The sequence below is a fragment of the Actinomadura hibisca NBRC 15177 genome (genome assembly GCF_001552635.1).
Lineage (GTDB): Bacteria > Actinomycetota > Actinomycetes > Streptosporangiales > Streptosporangiaceae > Spirillospora > Spirillospora hibisca.
Genome location: NZ_BCRO01000053.1, coordinates 35,030 through 51,459, shown reverse-complemented (window position 1 = coordinate 51,459; position 16,430 = coordinate 35,030). Strand labels below are relative to the sequence as shown.

Below are 16,430 nucleotides of genomic sequence, written 5' to 3'. Positions count from 1 at the left end.
CTCAGACCTCACTCGCGACGAGCCGCGCGTAGGCACGTTCCACCTGGGACGGTCCGAACGGGCCCCCTGAGGCCGCAAAATCCTCGGTCGCGCCCACGAAACGGACACAGGCCTCGTCCAGCACCACGACGGACCGGTACAGCGCGGTCAGGTCCTCGGTCTGGTGAGTGGACACGATCACGTGCCGTTGTGCCCCGATCCGGGTGACGATCTTTCGGAAGGTCTCACGCTGCTGCGGATCCAGTCCCGCCGTCGGCTCGTCCAGCAGGATCACTTCAGCATCGTGGACCAGTACCGAGGCAAGTCCGACGCGTCGCAGTTGGCCCCCGGACAACTGCGAACAACGGCGATCTGCCAGCGCGTCCAGATTCACCGCCGCCAAGGCTTCGGGCGACCGGCGCCACGCCTCCCTGCGCGACATTCCCTTGAGCCAGCCGCTGTAGCTCACCTGTTCACGCACGGTCAGCCCCGGCATGGGCCGTACCTGCTGCGGCATCCAACCCACCCGTCGCCGGAACTCGGCCCGGTCCCGGCGGCGAGCGGGGTCCAGGCCGGCGTAACCCACCCTGCCCCCGGCCGGCCGCAGCAGGGAGGCGCCGAGTCCGAGAAGTGTGGACTTGCCCGCACCGTTGGGACCGAGCAGCACGGTGCGCCCCTCGGGAAGGTTCAACGTGAAGTCCACGAAGACCGGCGCACTGCGCCGGTAGCCGAAGGTGCAGCCGTGGAAGGAAATCGGCATGATGTTCGCCTTCTCGTTCGCGACGGGGCGCCCCGAGCCCGTCCGGTGGAGAACTCTGGACGGGCCCGGGGCGGAGGGTCAGTAGTAGACGCCGACCCAGCGGGCGGACCAGGTGTAACCGGTCGTCCCCTGGCCATTGTTGATCTTGGACAGTTTGAAGCGGTAGCTCCCTGCCGTCTGGTCTCCCCACTGGCCTCGCGACGCGCGGCTCCCCCGGCACTGCGACCGGACGTAGGCCCGGTTGCCGTACGAGGCATCCGGCCGGAGGCGCCGGTGCCGGCGCAACTCGACCTGAGCGCCCATGACGTTGCGCGAGTTCCCGCTGCAGTACGCCATCTCCACGGCGGTCTTCCAACCGTCGTTGTTCTTGTCGCTCCAGGCCCGCGAGGTCTTGCCCGGGTACCAGGAGCTGATGTTGGTACGGAACTGTCCCTCGGCGTGGGCGGGCAGCGCCACTTCGGCACTGAAGGCGCCGATCACCAGTGCCCCCACCGCGACCCGACGCGCGGTGCTCTTGAGACGTTCGGACACGTTTCCTCCCTTTTTCGATGCGGCCCTCTTCGGGCCACGGGAAGAAGCAACAGGAGGCGCGTCTTCGATGCGTCTTCACGCTGTCTCCGGTACGTCTCTGCAATGTCTCCGCTCCAGGCGGGGAGCACTTCAGTCCGGGATCAGATGCCGTTCCGGCACGCGCCGTCCTGTATCAGAGCGGACAACGCTCCAACGGACCAACGCGACGACCGACGCGAGGAACAGCGCCGGACCAAGGCTCTCCGCCAGTAGGTAACGAACCCCGAACGGGAACTCCAGTCGGGCGGCGATGCCGATGGTGACCGTCGCCGCGACGAGGCCGGCCGCAGGAAGGGCGAACGCGAGTCTGCGGACCGTCGCACGCCGGGCGGCATCACCGTGGAAGCGCAGCGCCGCCGACACGCCGCCGAGCATCCCCGCCCACGCGAACACCGCACTCAACACATAACCCACGAGAATCAGCCAGGTCGGGGACTCCCCGGATGTGACGCCGCCTGCTGCGTCCGCCATGGCATCGCTGCCCAGACCATAAGCCACGAACAACCCCATAAAAGCAGCCGGGAGGCCGCAGACGATCGCGACGGTGGCCACGCGGCCGATCAGTGGCCGCACTGGAACGACACCGCGCTCCGATGCCCAGGCCCGGGCGAAACCCGCCGGATTGCCGCCTACATAGGACTGCGGGTCGCGACCGTCCTGACATGCCGTTTCCAGGTCAGCGGTCAGTTCGGCGGTCATGTCGGCGACGACCGCACGCGGCACTCCCAGACGACGCCACGTGCGACGGCACTGCTTGACGACCTGACCGTTCACTGGTCTTCCCCCTCCATCTGAGGAACCCGTGCCAGGACGGCGGCGACGCCGTCCACGAGCTGTTCCCACTCGGAGGACCAGTCGGCCAGCGCCTTGCGGCCAGCTCCGGTAGGCCGGTAGTACTTGCGCGGAGGCCCGCCGCCACCGTTCACCAGGTAGGTCTCCAGCAGGCCGTCGCGCTGAAGGCGTCCGAGGGCCGGATAGATCGACCCTTCGGCGACGGCGTCCAAACCTGCGGCAGCAAGTCGTTGCGTCATCTCGTACCCGTAGGCGGGTTCGTCGGCGTTCACGGCCAGCAGGCAGAGATCGAGCACACCGCGCAGCCACTGGCTGCGACGACGGATCGTCTCGTCCGGAGCTAACATGCTTTGCAAGATAGTTGGTGGAGTCTTGCACCGCAAGGTAGCGTCCGAACAAAGGGCCGTACGACTTGCAACCCCCCGGCCCACCGCCTCGGCGGATGCCGAACACTCCAGTACGGAAGTCCTCTGGGAAGCACCCTTCCCACGCTGGCCGCATCGTTCGGGCGGACAGGAGAACGCGTTTCGAAACGTCCCGACCTGCCGTGAAGCCACACTGATCAGTTGCTGTTCTGGTCATTCGTCACAAGCAGAGGGCGTTCCTCATTGCCGATGCCCCAGGCTCACACCATTACAGGACGTGCGGTTTCCGAGCCACGCGAGATGACGGTTTGGACGAGGGCAGCGTCCTGACCGTGGACGACACATCCCGATCTGATCGCCGTTGACGTGATGATGTCGGGCACCGACGGCTGACCGCCAGAGCGGCTGGTTGTCGGCTTCATGCCCGTCACCAGCCCCGGTGTCGTTTCTGAAGTCAGCGGAACCAACGAGCGCCGGGACGCGCGGACCACTACTTGGGGTCGTCCTTGGTGAGGGACGGCTTGGAAGCGGGCTCCTCCGCCTTCAGTGCAGGCTCGGCGGGCTCGACAGCGGACTCCCCACCCTCTGCCCCGGGCGCGGCTTCTTCCTTCACCAGAGAGGGCTTGGCGGGCTCCGGCTCCGGGTCGGAGACCACCGGCAGCGGCTCGTCCCGGTCGTCCTCGTCGGTCAGCAACACGCCGACCACCGAGCGGATCTTGTCCTCGGGGATCGCGCCCGCGCGCAACAACCGCGGGATCGCGCCCGTCAGGTCCACGATCGTGGACGGGTCGGCGTGGCCCGACATCCCGCCGTCCAGGTACACCGACACCGAGTCGCCGAGCATCTTCTCGGCCTCCTCGGCGGTGCGCGCGGCGGGCCGCCCGCTGAGGTTGGCGCTGCTGACCGCCATCGGGCCGGTCTCCTTCAGCAGCTCCACCGCCAGCTCGTGCATCGGCATCCGGACCGCGACCGTGCCCTTGGTCTCGCCGAGGTCCCACAGCAGGTTCTGGTTCGCGCGGCACACCAGCGTCAGCGCGCCCGGCCAGAACTCGTCGATCAGGTCCTGGCCGTAGGTGCCGAGGTCCTCCACCAGGGCGGCGGCGGCCCGCACCGAGCCCACCAGCACCGGCGGCGGCATGTCACGGCCCCGGCCCTTGGCGTCCAGCAGGGAGGAGACGGCGGGCGGGGTGAACGCGTCGGCGCCGATCCCGTACACGGTGTCGGTCGGCAGCACCACCAGCTCGCCGCGGCGCACCGCCGAGACGGCCTCGGCGATCCCCCGGGCGCGCTCCATGGGGTCGGAGCAGTCGTAGCGTCGGCTCACGGATGAACTTCCTTCCAGGCCCGGGTCAGTCGGTGCCCAGGCGCGCGGTGACGAAGCGGTCCCGGTTGGTGAGGTCGCGGCGGTTGCGCACGTCGCGCCAGCCGTTCTCCTCGGCGAAGATCCAGTAGACGCCGTTGCCCTGCAGGTCGGAGTGCTCGACGGCCACGTAGCCGCCGGGCCGCAGCAGGCGGCGGGCGGTGCGCTCCACCACGCGGATGGCGTCCAGGCCGTCGTCGCCGCCGCCCCACAGCGCGTCGGCGGGGTCGTGGTCGCGCACGTCGCGCGGCACGTACTCCCACTCGCTCATCGGGATGTAGGGCGGGTTGCTGACGACCAGGTCGACGGTGCCGTCCAGCTCGGCGAGCGCGGTGCCGAAGTCGTCCAGGTGCAGCCGGACGCGGCCGCGCTCGTCCAGCTCCTCGACGTTGCGGGTGGCGTGCACGAACGCGGTCGGGTCCTTCTCCACCGCGTGCACGCGCGCGCGGGGGGCCTCCTGCGCGATCGACAGCGGGATCGCCGCCGAGCCGGTGCCGAGGTCGACCACCAGCGGGTCGCGCACGTCCATGTCGCGCAGCGTCTCCAGCGCCCAGCCGACCATGACCTCGGTCTCGGGGCGGGGCACGAACACCCCCGGCCCGACCTTCAGCTCCAGGTAGCGGAAGAAGGCGCGGCCGGTGATGTGCTGGAGCGGCTCCCCGGCCTCGCGGCGCGCCACGTACTCCCAGAACCGCGCGTCGAACGCGCTGTCGGGCACCTTGTGCAGCTCGCCGCGGTTGACCCCGTGCACGGCGGCGGCCAGTTCCTCGGCGTCGGCGCGCGGCGAGGCCGCGCCGGCGTCGGCCAGCCGCGCGGTCGCCCTGGCGATCTCGTCGAGGAGCAGGTTCATGAGCCTTGTGCTTCGGCCAGCCGGCGTTCCATGTCGGCGTCCACCAGCGCCTGCGTCACGTTGTGCAGGTCGCCGTCCAGGACCTGGTCCAGGTTGTAGGCCTTGTAGCCCACGCGGTGGTCGGAGATGCGGTTCTCGGGGTAGTTGTAGGTGCGCACCCGCTCGGAGCGGTCGACGGTGCGGACCTGGCTCTTGCGCTCGGCGGACGCGGCGGCGTCGGCCTCCTCCTGCGCGATCGCCAGCAGCCGGGACCGCAGGATGCGCAGCGCCTGCTCCTTGTTCTGGAGCTGGCTCTTCTCGTTCTGGCAGGAGGCCACCACGCCGGTCGGCAGGTGGGTGATGCGGACCGCCGAGTCGGTGGTGTTGACGCTCTGCCCGCCGGGGCCCGACGAGCGGTACACGTCGATGCGCAGGTCGCCTGCGTCGATCTGGACGTCCACGTCCTCGGCCTCGGGCGTGACGAGCACGCCGACGGCGCTGGTGTGGATGCGGCCCTGCGACTCGGTGGCCGGGACGCGCTGCACGCGGTGCACGCCGCCCTCGTACTTCAGCCGCGTCCACACGCCCTCGCCGGTGCCGCCCTTGGCCTTCACCGCGACGGTGACGTCCTTGTAGCCGCCGAGGTCGGAGGGGTGCGAGTCGATGATCTCGGCCTTCCAGCCGGCGCGCTCGGCGTAGCGCAGGTACATGCGCAGCAGGTCGCCGGCGAACAGCGCCGACTCCTCGCCGCCCTCGCCCGCCTTCACTTCGAGGAGGACGTCCTTGTCGTCGCTGGGGTCGCGGGGCACCAGCAGGCGCCGCAGCCGCTCCTCCAGCTCGCCCTTGCGTTTCTCCAGGTCGGTGGCCTCGGCGGCGAACGCCTCGTCCTCACCGGCCAGCTCGCGCGCGGTGGCGAGATCGTCCTCGGTGGCCGACAGCTCCCGGAAGGTCTCGACGATGGGGCGCAGCTCGGCGTAGCGCTTGCCCAGCCGGCGCGCCAGAGCCTGGTCGGCGTGGACCGCGGGGTCGGCGAGCCGCCCCTCGATGTCCGTATATTCGCTGATGAACTCGTCGAGATTCACGGTGTGTTCCTGGCCTTGTCCGGCCGCGTGTGGCCTCCGGGTGCCGACTTCGAACGGCCCGGGGACGCCTTGGGGTCCCCGGGCCGTCCCTGTCTGTGCTGCGTCGAGCGCGAACTACTTCTTCTTGCCGAAGCGCTGCTCGAAGCGGGCCACCCGGCCGCCGGTGTCCAGGATCTTCTGCTTGCCCGTGTAGAACGGGTGGCAGTTGGAGCAGACGTCGGCGTGGATGACGCCGTTGTCCGCGGTGCTGCGGGTCTCGAAGGTGTTCCCGCAGGTGCACGTCACCGTGGTGACGACGTAGTTCGGGTGGATGTCGGCCTTCATGGGGATTTCTCCTCGCTCAGGGCGGTCGCCGGGCGTCCCCGCGCTTCACCCGGCCGGGCCGTGGCGAAGGGGAGCGTGAACCGGTACCGCAGCGGTTGCACACCAAGTGTGCCAGATACCCGAACGTGCCGAGGTCACCGCCCATTCCCGATCTTGCCGGGCGGGCGGCGCTCAGGCGCGCCCGAGGTAGGCCAGCACCGCCATGACGCGGCGGTGGCCGCCCTGGGCGGGTTGCAGGCCCAGCTTCATGAAGATGTTGGAGATGTGCTTCTCGACCGCGCCCTCGGTGACGACCAGGTCGGCGGCGATGGCCCCGTTGGAGCGGCCCTGCGCCATCAGCCCCAGCACCTGGTGCTCGCGCGGGGTCAGCGCCTCCAGCGGGTCGCCGGTGCGGCGCCGGCCCAGCAGCTGGCCGATCACCTCCGGGTCGATCACCGTGCCGCCGGCCGCGATGCGCCGCACCGCGTCGATGAACTCGGCGACGTCGGCCACCCGCTCCTTGAGCAGGTAGCCGACGCCCTCCGCGCCGCCGCCGATCAGCTCGGTGGCGTAGCGCTCCTCGACGTACTGCGAGAGCACCAGGATCGGCGTGCCCGGCAGGCGCTCGCGCACCGCGAGCGCGGCGCGCAGCCCCTCGTCGGTGAACGAGGGCGGCATCCGCACGTCCACGATCGCGAGGTCGGGCCGGTGCTCCTCCACCACGCCGAGCAGGCCGGGGCCGTCCCCGACGGTGCCGGCCGTCTCGATCCCGGCGTCGGCCAGCAGCCGGACCAGGCCCTCGCGCAACAACACCGAATCCTCGGCGATCACCACCCGCATGTCCCCCATTATCGGGGCAGACCGCCTACCAGGAGCACGGGAGATCGGCGCGGACGATGGTGGGGCCGCCGGGCGGGCTGTCCACGATCAGCATCCCGTCGATGGTGGCCGCCCGGTCGGCGAGGCCCGCCAGGCCGCCGTCGGGCCGCGCGTGCGCGCCGCCCACGCCGTCGTCGATCACCTCGACCACGACCCAGGCGTCCTCCTTGACCACCCGCACCGACGCCCGGGTGGCCCGCGCGTACTTGGCGATGTTGGCCAGCGCCTCGGCGACGATGAAGTAGGCGATGCTCTCCACGGCGGCGGGCGGCCGGTCGGGCAGGTCGACCTCCACCTCGACCGGCACCGGCGCCCGCCCGGCCAGCCCCGACAGCGCCGGGTCCAGCCCGCGGTCGGTCAGGATCGCCGGGTAGATGCCGCGCGCCAGGTCGCGCAGCTCGGTGATGGCCTCCTTGGTGCCCGCGTGCGCCTGCTCGATCAGCGCCCGCGCGCCCTCGGGGTCCTGGTCGAGCTTGGCGCGGGCCCGGCCGATGTCCATCGCGACGGCGAGCAGGCGCTGCTGGGCGCCGTCGTGCAGGTCGCGCTCGATGCGCCGCCGCTCGAACTCCACGGCGTCCACGCCCCGGGCGCGGCTGGCGCGCAGGTGCTCGGTGCGGGCCCGCAGCTCGCGGTTCTCTGTCTGCGAGACGCTGGGACCGAGCAGCAGCCGGGCGTAGAGGGCGTGGCCGACGGCCATGATGCGCGTCCCGTACATCGCGACGACGCCCCAGCCGACGCCGAGCACGACCATCGGCAGCGCCTCCACGGGGTCGCCCGCCCAGTAGGACACGAAGCCGAAGCTGACCTCCGCGCCGCGCCCGTCCTCGGCCAGCACGATCAGGGGCGTCGCGATCAGCATCGCCGCGGGCGCCCACAGCACGATCGACAGGGCGGTCTCGACGATGGCGATCGGGAGGGCGAGCGCCAGGTACAGCAGGTCCTTCCAGGTGGCGGGGTCGGCGGCCATGACGCGCAGCCGGGCCAGCGGGCCGCTGCCCTGCGCCTGCTCCCGGTAGGGGTCGGGGATGCGGACGCCGAACGCGGCCCGCATGAACACCCGCTCCAGCCGCGCCCCCGCCCGCCACGACACCATCAGCACGACGAGCAGCAGCAGGCCCACCCAGATGATCGCGGTGGCGAGCGACATCGACAACCCGATCGCCAGCACGACGAACCACGCGAACGCCAGGGGCGCGTGCGCCGTCAGGTAGACCGCCGACCGCCACGTCAGCGACGACCGGGCCATCGCCCCCAGGCCCCAGCCGCCGTCGGCGACGCTGACCGGACGCCGCCCTCCGGCCGCCACGGCGACCTCACCCTGCTCGCCCGCCTGCTCGCTCACATCGTCCTCCACGCCCCGACCAACGTACGTCCCCAGCCTGGGGCCTCCCGCCGCCCGGAACCATGCGGCCCGCTGCCGGACCGATGGTGGGGCTAGCCCCAGCATGAAGCGGGCCGGAGACGGAAAAGCCGTGTGGGCCAGAGCGTTCGGCTCTGGCCCACACGGCTTCGTGCTGCACTGCGGCGTCCGGTCAGCCCCCGCCCGGGGGACGGCCCGGCCGCCGCCGGATCAGCGGTCGTCCGACACGGTCGTCTTCTGCACCTGCATCAGGAACTCCGCGTTGGACTTGGTCTCCTTCATCTTCTCGATGAGGAGCTCCAGCGCCTGCTGGGTGTCGAGGGCGTGCAGGACGCGGCGCAGCTGCCACACCACCCGCAGCTCCTCGGGCGCCATCAGGATCTCCTCCTTGCGGGTGGAGGACTGGTCGACGTCCACCGCCGGGAAGATGCGCTTGTCGGCCAGGGAGCGGTTGAGCTTGAGCTCCATGTTGCCGGTGCCCTTGAACTCCTCGAAGATGACCTCGTCCATGCGGGACCCGGTCTCCACCAGGGCGGTGGCGAGGATCGTCAGCGAGCCGCCGTTCTCGATGTTGCGGGCCGCGCCGAAGAACCGCTTGGGCGGGTACAGCGCGGTGGAGTCCACACCACCGGACAGGATGCGGCCCGACGCCGGGGCGGCCAGGTTGTAGGCACGGCCGAGGCGCGTGATCGAGTCGAGCAGCACGACCACGTCGTGGCCCAGCTCGACCAGCCGCTTGGCGCGCTCGATGGCCAGCTCGGCGACCGTGGTGTGGTCCTCGGCGGGCCGGTCGAAGGTCGAGTGGATGACCTCGCCCTTGACCGTGCGCTGCATGTCGGTGACCTCTTCGGGCCGCTCGTCGACCAGCACGACCATCAGGTGGCACTCGGGGTTGTTCTTGGTGATCGCGTTGGCGATCGCCTGGAGCACCATCGTCTTGCCGGCCTTGGGCGGCGACACGATCAGACCGCGCTGGCCCTTGCCGATCGGCGAGACCAGGTCGATGATCCGGGTCGTCAGCACGCCCGCGTCGCTCTCCAGGCGCAGCCGCTCCTGCGGGTACAGCGGGGTCAGCTTCGAGAAGTCGACGCGCTGCTTGGCCTGGTCGGGCTCCATGCCGTTGACGGTGTCGAGGCGGACCAGCGCGTTGAACTTCTCGCGCCGCTCGCCCTCGCGCGCCTGCCGGACGGCGCCGGTGATGACGTCGCCCTTGCGCAGGCCGTTCTTGCGGACCTGGGCCAGCGACACGTACACGTCGTTGGGGCCGGGCAGGTAGCCGGTGGTCCGCACGAACGCGTAGTTGTCGAGGATGTCCAGGATGCCGGCGACCGGGATCAGGACGTCGTCCTCGCTGATCACCGGCTCCTCGTAGCGCTCGCCACGGCCGCCGCGGCCGCGGTTGCGCTCGCGGAACCGGCGGCCGCGCCGCCCGCCGCGCTCGTCGTCGTCGGCGTTGTTGCCGCCGCCGCCCTGGCCGCCGCCGGCGTTCTGGCCGCGCTGGCGGCCGCCGCCCTGCTCGCCGCGGTCGCGGTCACGGTCGCGGTTGCGGCCGCCCTGCTCGCCACGGTCGCCGCCGCGCTCGCGGCCGCCCTCGTTGTCGCCGTCGCGGTTGCCGCCGTCGCGGTTGTTGCGGCCCTCGCCGCGCTCCCCGCGCTCGTTGCGGTCACCGCGCTCGCCGCGGTCGTTGTTGCGGTCGCCGCGCTCGCGCCGGTTGCGGCGGTTGCCCTCGCGGCCGCCGCCCTGCTCGCCGCGCTCGCGGTTGCCGCCCTGGGACTCGCCGTCCTCGGCGGCCTCGGGCTTGGCCTGCCGGTCGCGCCGCTCGGTCTTCTCGGCGCGCTCGGGCTTGTCGGCCCGGTCGGCCTTCTCGGCGCGCTCGGCCTTCTCCGGCTTGTCGGCCTTGTCCGCCTTCTCGGCGGGCTTGTCGGCCTCGACGGTGACCTCGGCGGCCTCGCGCTTGGCGGGCGTCGTGCGGGTGCGGCGCGGGCGCTCGGCCTTCGCCGGCTCAGCGGTTCCCTGCTCGCCCCCGGCCGAGCCGCCGCCCTGCTTCTCCTGGATGGCGGCGATGAGCTGGCTCTTGCGCATCCCGGTCACGCCGGTGATGCCGAGGCTGGACGCGAGCGCCTTGAGCTCGGGCAGCACCATGGCCGACAGGCCGGTGCCGGTCCGGCGGCGCCGGGGGGCGGTGCGCTCAGCGGCCTCGCCGGTGGGTGCCGTGCTGGACGCGTCCGTCAGGAGTTCGCTGGATTCGCTCACTAAGGGTCCTTCCCAGGGAGCGGGTTTGGCCGGCGGTCGGCCAGGCAACCCGGTAGTGCGGCCCGGCGGGGGCGCCGAGTCGGGCTCCGCGGACCTGTTCAGGCCCGGGATGTGCGATTTCTGGGCGCAGCCAGATGGTGGACGGGACGGCTCGCTCGTTCGATTCCCCGCGTCCGCCACGCCCGAAGTCACAGTGGTAAGCCTGGCAACGGAAGGTCGCGGAGACGGGAAGCCCGGTGCGTGGGACCGTCGCGGCCGGAAGGCCGGACAGGTGACGCACGGCTGACGAGCACTCGGCCCCGAACGGGGCATCTGGTGCGGCATTCAGCCTAACATCACCAGGGCACACTGCTATTCCCCAGAGGTCGATGTCTTCGCATTTTACCTAGCTGGATCATTGCACCGGCCGGAGTGTCGCCGGCCCTCCCCGTGCCAGAGGTCAGGGGCGGAGGCCGTCGCTGGGAACGTGGGCACCGTGGGGGGCGACGTCCAGCGGGTGCACGTGCCACCCATTACCCACTCGTGCGCCTATCGAATCAACTTGTGATGCGCTTGTGAAGGCCAGGACAGTAGGACCTGCCCCGGAAATCACCGCCGGCACGCCGCCGGCGCGCAGCCGGGCCACCAGCGCGGCCGACTCGGGCATCGCGGGGGCGCGGTAGTCCTGGTGGAGCCGGTCCTCGGTGGCGTCCAGCAGCACGTCCGGGACGCCGGTGGTGAGCGCCGCGATCAGCAGCGCGGCGCGGCCCGCGTTGGCGGCGGCGTCGGCGTGCGGGACGGTCGCGGGCAGCAGCCCGCGCGCCCGCTCGGTCGCCAGCCGCTGGTCGGGCACGAACGCCGTCACCTGCTTGACCTGCGACTCCAGCCGCACCAGGCGGGGGCCGTCCGGCGTCGTCCAGGCGACCGTCAGGCCGCCCGCCAGGCACGGCGCGACGTTGTCGGGGTGGCCCTCGATCTCGGTGGCCAGCTCCAGGGCGCGCGCGTCGTCCAGCCGGTGCCCCTCAGGGTGCAGGTGCCGCGCCGCGACGATCCCCGCCACGATCGCGGCCGAGGACGAGCCGAGTCCGCGGCTGTGCGGGATGCGGTTCGCGCAGCGCAGCGCCAGACCGGGCGGCTGGCCGCCGCCCAGCAGGTCGAACGCCTGGCGCAGCACCTTGACGATCAGGTGCCGCTCGCCCCGGTCGGCGACCTCGGCCCCCTCGCCCTCGACCTCGATGGCGAGCCCGCCGCCGGTCACCTCGACGGTGACCTCGTCGTGCAGCGACAGCGCCAGGCCCAGGGAGTCGAACCCCGGGCCCAGGTTGGCGCTGGTCGCGGGCGTGCGCACCGTGACGGGCCCGTTCGCCCAGTTCATCGTTCCGCCCGTTCCTAGGCCAGGCCGAGCGCGGAGGCAGCGGCGTGCGCGTCCACCTTGACGGTGGTCGGGGCCGGAGCGCCGGAGATCGCCCAGTCGGGGTCCTTGAGGCCGTTGCCGGTCACCGTGCAGACGATCTTCGAGCCGCGCTCCACCAGGCCCTGCTCGCTGGCCTGGAGCAGCCCGGCGACGCTCGCGGCCGACGCGGGCTCGACGAACACGCCCTCCTCGGCGGCCAGCAGCCGGTAGGCGGCCAGGATCTGCCGGTCGGTGACCGAGTCGATCGCGCCACCGGACTCGTCGCGGGCGGCGACGGCGAGGTCCCAGGAGGCGGGGTTGCCGATGCGGATCGCGGTGGCGATCGTCTGCGGCTTGAGCACCGGCTCGCCCTTGACGAACGGCGCGGCGCCGCTGGCCTGGAAGCCCAGCATCCGGGGCCGCTTCGAGGAGACGCCGTCGGCGGCGTACTCGGTGTAGCCCATCCAGTAGGCCGAGATGTTGCCGGCGTTGCCGACCGGCAGGCAGTGGATGTCGGGGGCGTCGCCCAGCGCGTCCACGATCTCGAACGCGGCGGTCTTCTGCCCCTGGAGCCGGTACTTGTTGACCGAGTTGACCAGCGCCACCGGGTAGTCGACCGACAACTTGCGGGCCAGCTCCAGGCAGTCGTCGAAGTTGCCGTCCACCTGGAGCAGCCGGGCGCCGTGCACCAGGGCCTGCGCCAGCTTGCCCATCGCGATCTTGCCCTGCGGGACCAGCACCGCGCAGGTCATCCCGGCGCGCACCGCGTAGGCGGCGGCCGACGCCGAGGTGTTGCCGGTGGAGGCGCAGATGACGGCCTTGGCGCCGTCCTCGGCGGCCTTGCTGATCGCCATCGTCATGCCGCGGTCCTTGAAGGAGCCGGTCGGGTTGGCGCCCTCGACCTTGAGGTAGACCTCGCAGCCGGTCAGCTGGGACACCCGGTTGGCGGGCACCAGCGGCGTGCCGCCCTCCAGCAGGGTGACCACCGGCGTCGTCCCGGTCACCGGCAGGCGGTCCCGGTACTCCTCGATGAGGCCGCGCCAGGCGCGGGCGGTCGCGTTCACGTCGATCTCCTAGAGTGACCTGCGGTTTCTGCCGCAGAGTGTAGTTACTCGTCGCCTTCGACGCGCATGACGGACGCCACTTCGCGCACGCTGTCCAGGCCGTGCAGCGACGCGACCGTCGCCGACAGGGCCGCGTCCGGGGCGCGGTGGGTCACCACCACGAGCTGGGCCTCGTCGCCCTGCCCCTCCTGCCGGACCGCCTGGATGGACACGCCGTGCTTGGCGAACTCCTCGGCCACCGTCGCCAGCACGCCGGAGCGGTCGGCGACGTCGAGTTGGACGTAGTAGCGGGTGACGGTCTCGCCCATCGGCAGCGGCGGCAGTGACGCGTAGGTCACCTCGACCGGGCCGGTGGTGCCGGCCACCACGTTGCGGGCGACCGCGACCAGGTCGCCGAGGACGGCCGAGGCGGTCGGGGCGCCGCCCGCGCCCGCCCCGTAGAACATCAGAGACCCGGCGGACTCGGCCTCCACGAACACCGCGTTGTAGGCCTCGCGGACGCTGGCCAGCGGGTGCGAGCGCGGGATCATCGCCGGGTAGACGCGCACCGACACGCCCCGGCCGTTGCGGCCCTGCTCGTCGGGCACGCGCTCGCAGATGGCCAGCAGCTTGACGACGCTGTCCATCTCCTTGGCCCCGGCCACGTCGGCGGCGCTGACCTCGGTGATGCCCTCGCGGTGCACGTCGGCGGCGGTGACGGGGGTGTGGAAGGCGAGCTGGGCGAGGATCGCGGCCTTGGCGGCGGCGTCGAAGCCCTCGACGTCGGCGGTCGGGTCGGCCTCGGCGTAGCCCAGCGCCTGGGCCTCCTCCAGCGCCTCGTTGAAGCCGGCGCCGTGGGTGTCCATCTGGTCGAGGATGTAGTTGGTGGTGCCGTTGACGATGCCCAGCACGCGGTGCACGCGGTCGCCGACCAGCGACTCGCGCAACGGCCGCAGCAGCGGGATCGCCCCGGCCACCGACGCCTCGTAGTACAGGTCGGCGCCGTACTCGCGGGCGGCGGCGAACAACGTCGCGCCGTCCTCGGCCAGCAGCGCCTTGTTGGCGGTGACCACCGACTTGCCGGCCTTCATCGCCGCCAGCATCAGGCTCCGGGCGGGCTCGATGCCGCCGATCACCTCGATGACGATGTCCACGTCGTCGCGGGTGACGAGGTTCTCCGCGTCCGTCGTCAGCAGCGCCGGGTCCACGCCCTCGCGGACCCGGTCGGGCCGCCGCACGGCGATCCCGGCCAGCTCCAGGGGTGCCCCGACGCGCGCGGCCAGGTCGTCGGACTGCTCGCCGAGCAGCCGCACGACCTCAGTGCCGACGACGCCGCAGCCCAGCAGCGCCACCCGCAACGGTTTCACGCTTCGACCTCCGCATCGAGCCGCAGCAGGTCCTCGTCGCTCTCGCGGCGGACGATGACCCGTGCCCTGCCGTCCCGCACCGCCACCACGGCGGGCCTGGGCAGATGGTTGTAGTTACTGGCCATTGATCGACAGTACGCACCGGTGGCCGCCACCGCCACCAGGTCCCCGGCCGCGAGATCCTCGGGCAGCCACAGGTCGCGCACGACGATGTCACCGCTCTCGCAGTGCTTGCCGACGAGCCGGCTGAGCATGGGGGGCGCGTCGGAGGCCCGGCTGGCCAGGACGGCGCTGTACTCGGCGCCGTAGAGGGCGGTGCGCAGGTTGTCGCTCATGCCCCCGTCGACGGACACGTAGGTGCGCAGTCCCTCGACGTCCTTGACGGTGCCGACCTCGTACAGGGTAACCCCGCCGGGCCCGACGATGGCGCGGCCGGGCTCGACGGTCAGGCGCGGCATCTCCAGCTCGTAGGCGCGGCACTCGCGGGCGACGATGTCGCGCAGCCGGTCGGCGATGTCCTTGGGGTCGAGGGGCTCGTCGCCGGGGGTGTAGGCGATGCCGTAGCCGCCGCCGAGGTCGAGCTCGGGGAGCTGGACGCCGTGCTCGTCGCGGATGGCGACGAGGAGCTCGGCGAGGCGGTGGGCGGCGACCTCGAAGCCGTCGGCGTCGAAGATCTGGGACCCGATGTGGCTGTGGAGCCCGACCAGCTCAAGGTCCTTGAGAGCCAGCACACGCCGCACAGCCTCAAGCGCGGCCCCAGAACTCCGGGAGAACCCGAACTTCTGGTCGTCATGCGCCGTGGCGATGAACTCATGCGTATGAGCCTCGACACCCGTCGTGACCCGCACCATGACCTTGGGCCGAAGCCCCTTCTCCTGGGCGAGGTACCCGAGCCGAGCGATCTCCTCAAAAGAGTCGATGACAATGCGCCCGACCCCGACCTCAAGGGCCCGCTCCAGCTCCCAGACGGACTTGTTGTTGCCGTGCAGGGTGATGCGCTCAACAGGGAACCCAGCCGCGAGGGCAATCGCCAACTCACCCCCACTGCACACGTCGAGGCTGAGCCCTTCTTCCTTCAGCCATCGAGCAACAGCCGTGCACAAGAAGGCCTTACCCGCATAGTGGACGGCCCCGTCATGAAAAGCCTGGGCATACTCCCGCGCCCGAGACCGCACATCTTCCTCGTCATAGACGTACAGGGGCGTGCCGAACTCCTGCGCAAGGTCCCGAACGTCAACACCCCCAACAACCAGCGCGCCCTCATTTCTCCGAGCGCCGCGGGGCCAGACCAGAGGCTCCAACTCGTTGAGGTCGTCCGCCGGGGGCAGCGGGTGGTCTTCGGGAAGGACGTCGGCGTGCCGACCGCCAGCCGGGTGAACTCTGCTCATATCCGCTCTCTAGGGGTCTCACCGATCATGTTCAGGCCGTTTCCGAGGGCGATGCGCGCAGCCTCGGCCAGCGTGACGCGGGCCGCGTGCACCGCCCCGGGTTTCTCGTCGCCCCGGGGCAGCGCCGGACATCGTTCGTGCACGTCGTGGTAGGCGCCCGCGAGACGCTCCAGACAGCGCACCAACGGAACGGCGTCCCGCTCCCGTTCGGCCTGCCGCGCCCGTCCGGGCAACTCGGCCAGAACCCCTAGCAGAGCAAGCTCCTCATCCTCCCGAGCCCCAAGAACGGGCCCAGGCCGTACCTGAAGATCATCAGCCCACCGCTGAACAGCAGCGGCACGAGCGTATGCGAACCGCACCGCAAACCCGGGATTCTCGAACGTGCGAGGCCACTCATCCCACCCACCGGCAGGCACCCGAGCAACCCCGTAAGAGTCCCCTTCAACAAGGACGTCCTCAGCGAGCCGCCCCGAGTCAACAAAGATCGTCAAGAACCCGCCACGACAGGTGACCCGCTCGATCCCTGACGCATCCCGAAGCCACCGAGCCAGAACCTCGGCGTCAACCCCCAGCCGCAAAGCCAGCGGACTCCCATAAACCCCGGCCCCCCGCCCATTGACGGGCACATCGCCGTCAGCCAAGGCCACGGCGATCTCACCCGCCTCGACGGCGGAGCGCACCGCGGCTACGAGGGCGGCGCGCACATCGGCTGGAGTCACGCCCGTGAG

General features: G+C 71.4%; 16 protein-coding genes. All 16 read right to left on the bottom strand.

Translation table 11 applies throughout. The annotated features are described in order from the left end of the window. Window position 1: 1 nt before the first annotated feature. The 16 genes from AH6_RS25085 to AH6_RS25010 all read right to left on the bottom strand — a co-directional run bounded on the left by AH6_RS25085 (window position 2) and on the right by AH6_RS25010 (window position 16,421). On the bottom strand, window positions 2-739 hold the full coding sequence (locus tag AH6_RS25085; protein WP_067484107.1) for an ATP-binding cassette domain-containing protein: 738 nt from the start codon (window positions 737-739) through the stop codon (window positions 2-4). Between the two features lie 78 nt (window positions 740-817). Further along, entirely contained in the window at window positions 818-1,270 is a 453-nt protein-coding gene (locus AH6_RS25080) for a hypothetical protein (RefSeq protein ID WP_067484105.1), read from the bottom strand. A 129-nt stretch (window positions 1,271-1,399) separates the two neighbouring features. After that, complete coding sequence (locus AH6_RS25075; protein ID WP_157431695.1) at window positions 1,400-2,083, bottom strand: hypothetical protein; 684 nt, start codon at window positions 2,081-2,083, stop codon at window positions 1,400-1,402. Continuing rightward, window positions 2,080-2,448, bottom strand: a complete 369-nt coding sequence (locus AH6_RS25070; RefSeq protein ID WP_067484101.1) for a PadR family transcriptional regulator — start codon at window positions 2,446-2,448, stop codon at window positions 2,080-2,082. Before AH6_RS25070 ends, AH6_RS25075 begins: the two co-directional genes overlap by 4 nt. Before the next feature lie 508 nt (window positions 2,449-2,956). Beyond that, window positions 2,957-3,790, bottom strand: a complete 834-nt coding sequence (locus AH6_RS25065) for an L-threonylcarbamoyladenylate synthase (protein WP_083983427.1) — start codon at window positions 3,788-3,790, stop codon at window positions 2,957-2,959. Window positions 3,791-3,815: 25 nt separating this feature from the next. After that, entirely contained in the window at window positions 3,816-4,676 is an 861-nt protein-coding gene (gene prmC, locus AH6_RS25060; RefSeq protein WP_067484099.1) for a peptide chain release factor N(5)-glutamine methyltransferase, read from the bottom strand. Next, a complete protein-coding gene (gene prfA, locus AH6_RS25055; RefSeq protein WP_067484097.1) occupies window positions 4,673-5,737 on the bottom strand; it encodes a peptide chain release factor 1 in 1,065 nt (354 codons plus the stop codon). Before prfA ends, prmC begins: the two co-directional genes overlap by 4 nt. A gap of 114 nt (window positions 5,738-5,851) precedes the next feature. Further along, on the bottom strand, window positions 5,852-6,061 hold the full coding sequence (rpmE, locus tag AH6_RS25050; protein ID WP_067484095.1) for a 50S ribosomal protein L31: 210 nt from the start codon (window positions 6,059-6,061) through the stop codon (window positions 5,852-5,854). 171 nt (window positions 6,062-6,232) lie between these two features. Beyond that, window positions 6,233-6,880: a response regulator transcription factor gene (locus tag AH6_RS25045; protein ID WP_067484093.1), complete on the bottom strand. Its 648-nt coding sequence runs from the start codon at window positions 6,878-6,880 to the stop codon at window positions 6,233-6,235. Window positions 6,881-6,905: 25 nt separating this feature from the next. Continuing rightward, a complete protein-coding gene (locus AH6_RS25040; protein WP_245679461.1) occupies window positions 6,906-8,273 on the bottom strand; it encodes a sensor histidine kinase in 1,368 nt (455 codons plus the stop codon). A 216-nt stretch (window positions 8,274-8,489) separates the two neighbouring features. Next, a complete protein-coding gene (rho, locus tag AH6_RS25035) occupies window positions 8,490-10,532 on the bottom strand; it encodes a transcription termination factor Rho (RefSeq protein WP_067484091.1) in 2,043 nt (680 codons plus the stop codon). 439 nt (window positions 10,533-10,971) lie between these two features. Further along, entirely contained in the window at window positions 10,972-11,886 is a 915-nt protein-coding gene (gene thrB, locus AH6_RS25030; protein ID WP_067484089.1) for a homoserine kinase, read from the bottom strand. 14 nt (window positions 11,887-11,900) lie between these two features. Further along, entirely contained in the window at window positions 11,901-12,968 is a 1,068-nt protein-coding gene (thrC, locus tag AH6_RS25025) for a threonine synthase (protein WP_067484087.1), read from the bottom strand. Window positions 12,969-13,012: 44 nt separating this feature from the next. Then, entirely contained in the window at window positions 13,013-14,314 is a 1,302-nt protein-coding gene (locus AH6_RS25020) for a homoserine dehydrogenase (protein ID WP_067484085.1), read from the bottom strand. After that, window positions 14,311-15,702 carry a diaminopimelate decarboxylase gene (lysA, locus tag AH6_RS25015; protein WP_067484083.1) on the bottom strand — a complete coding sequence of 464 codons (1,392 nt, stop codon included), beginning with the start codon at window positions 15,700-15,702 and terminating at the stop codon, window positions 14,311-14,313. The genes AH6_RS25020 and lysA overlap by 4 nt, the downstream gene beginning before the upstream one ends. Continuing rightward, complete coding sequence (locus tag AH6_RS25010; protein WP_083983426.1) at window positions 15,699-16,421, bottom strand: DALR anticodon-binding domain-containing protein; 723 nt, start codon at window positions 16,419-16,421, stop codon at window positions 15,699-15,701. The genes lysA and AH6_RS25010 overlap by 4 nt, the downstream gene beginning before the upstream one ends. Window positions 16,422-16,430: the final 9 nt, after the last annotated feature.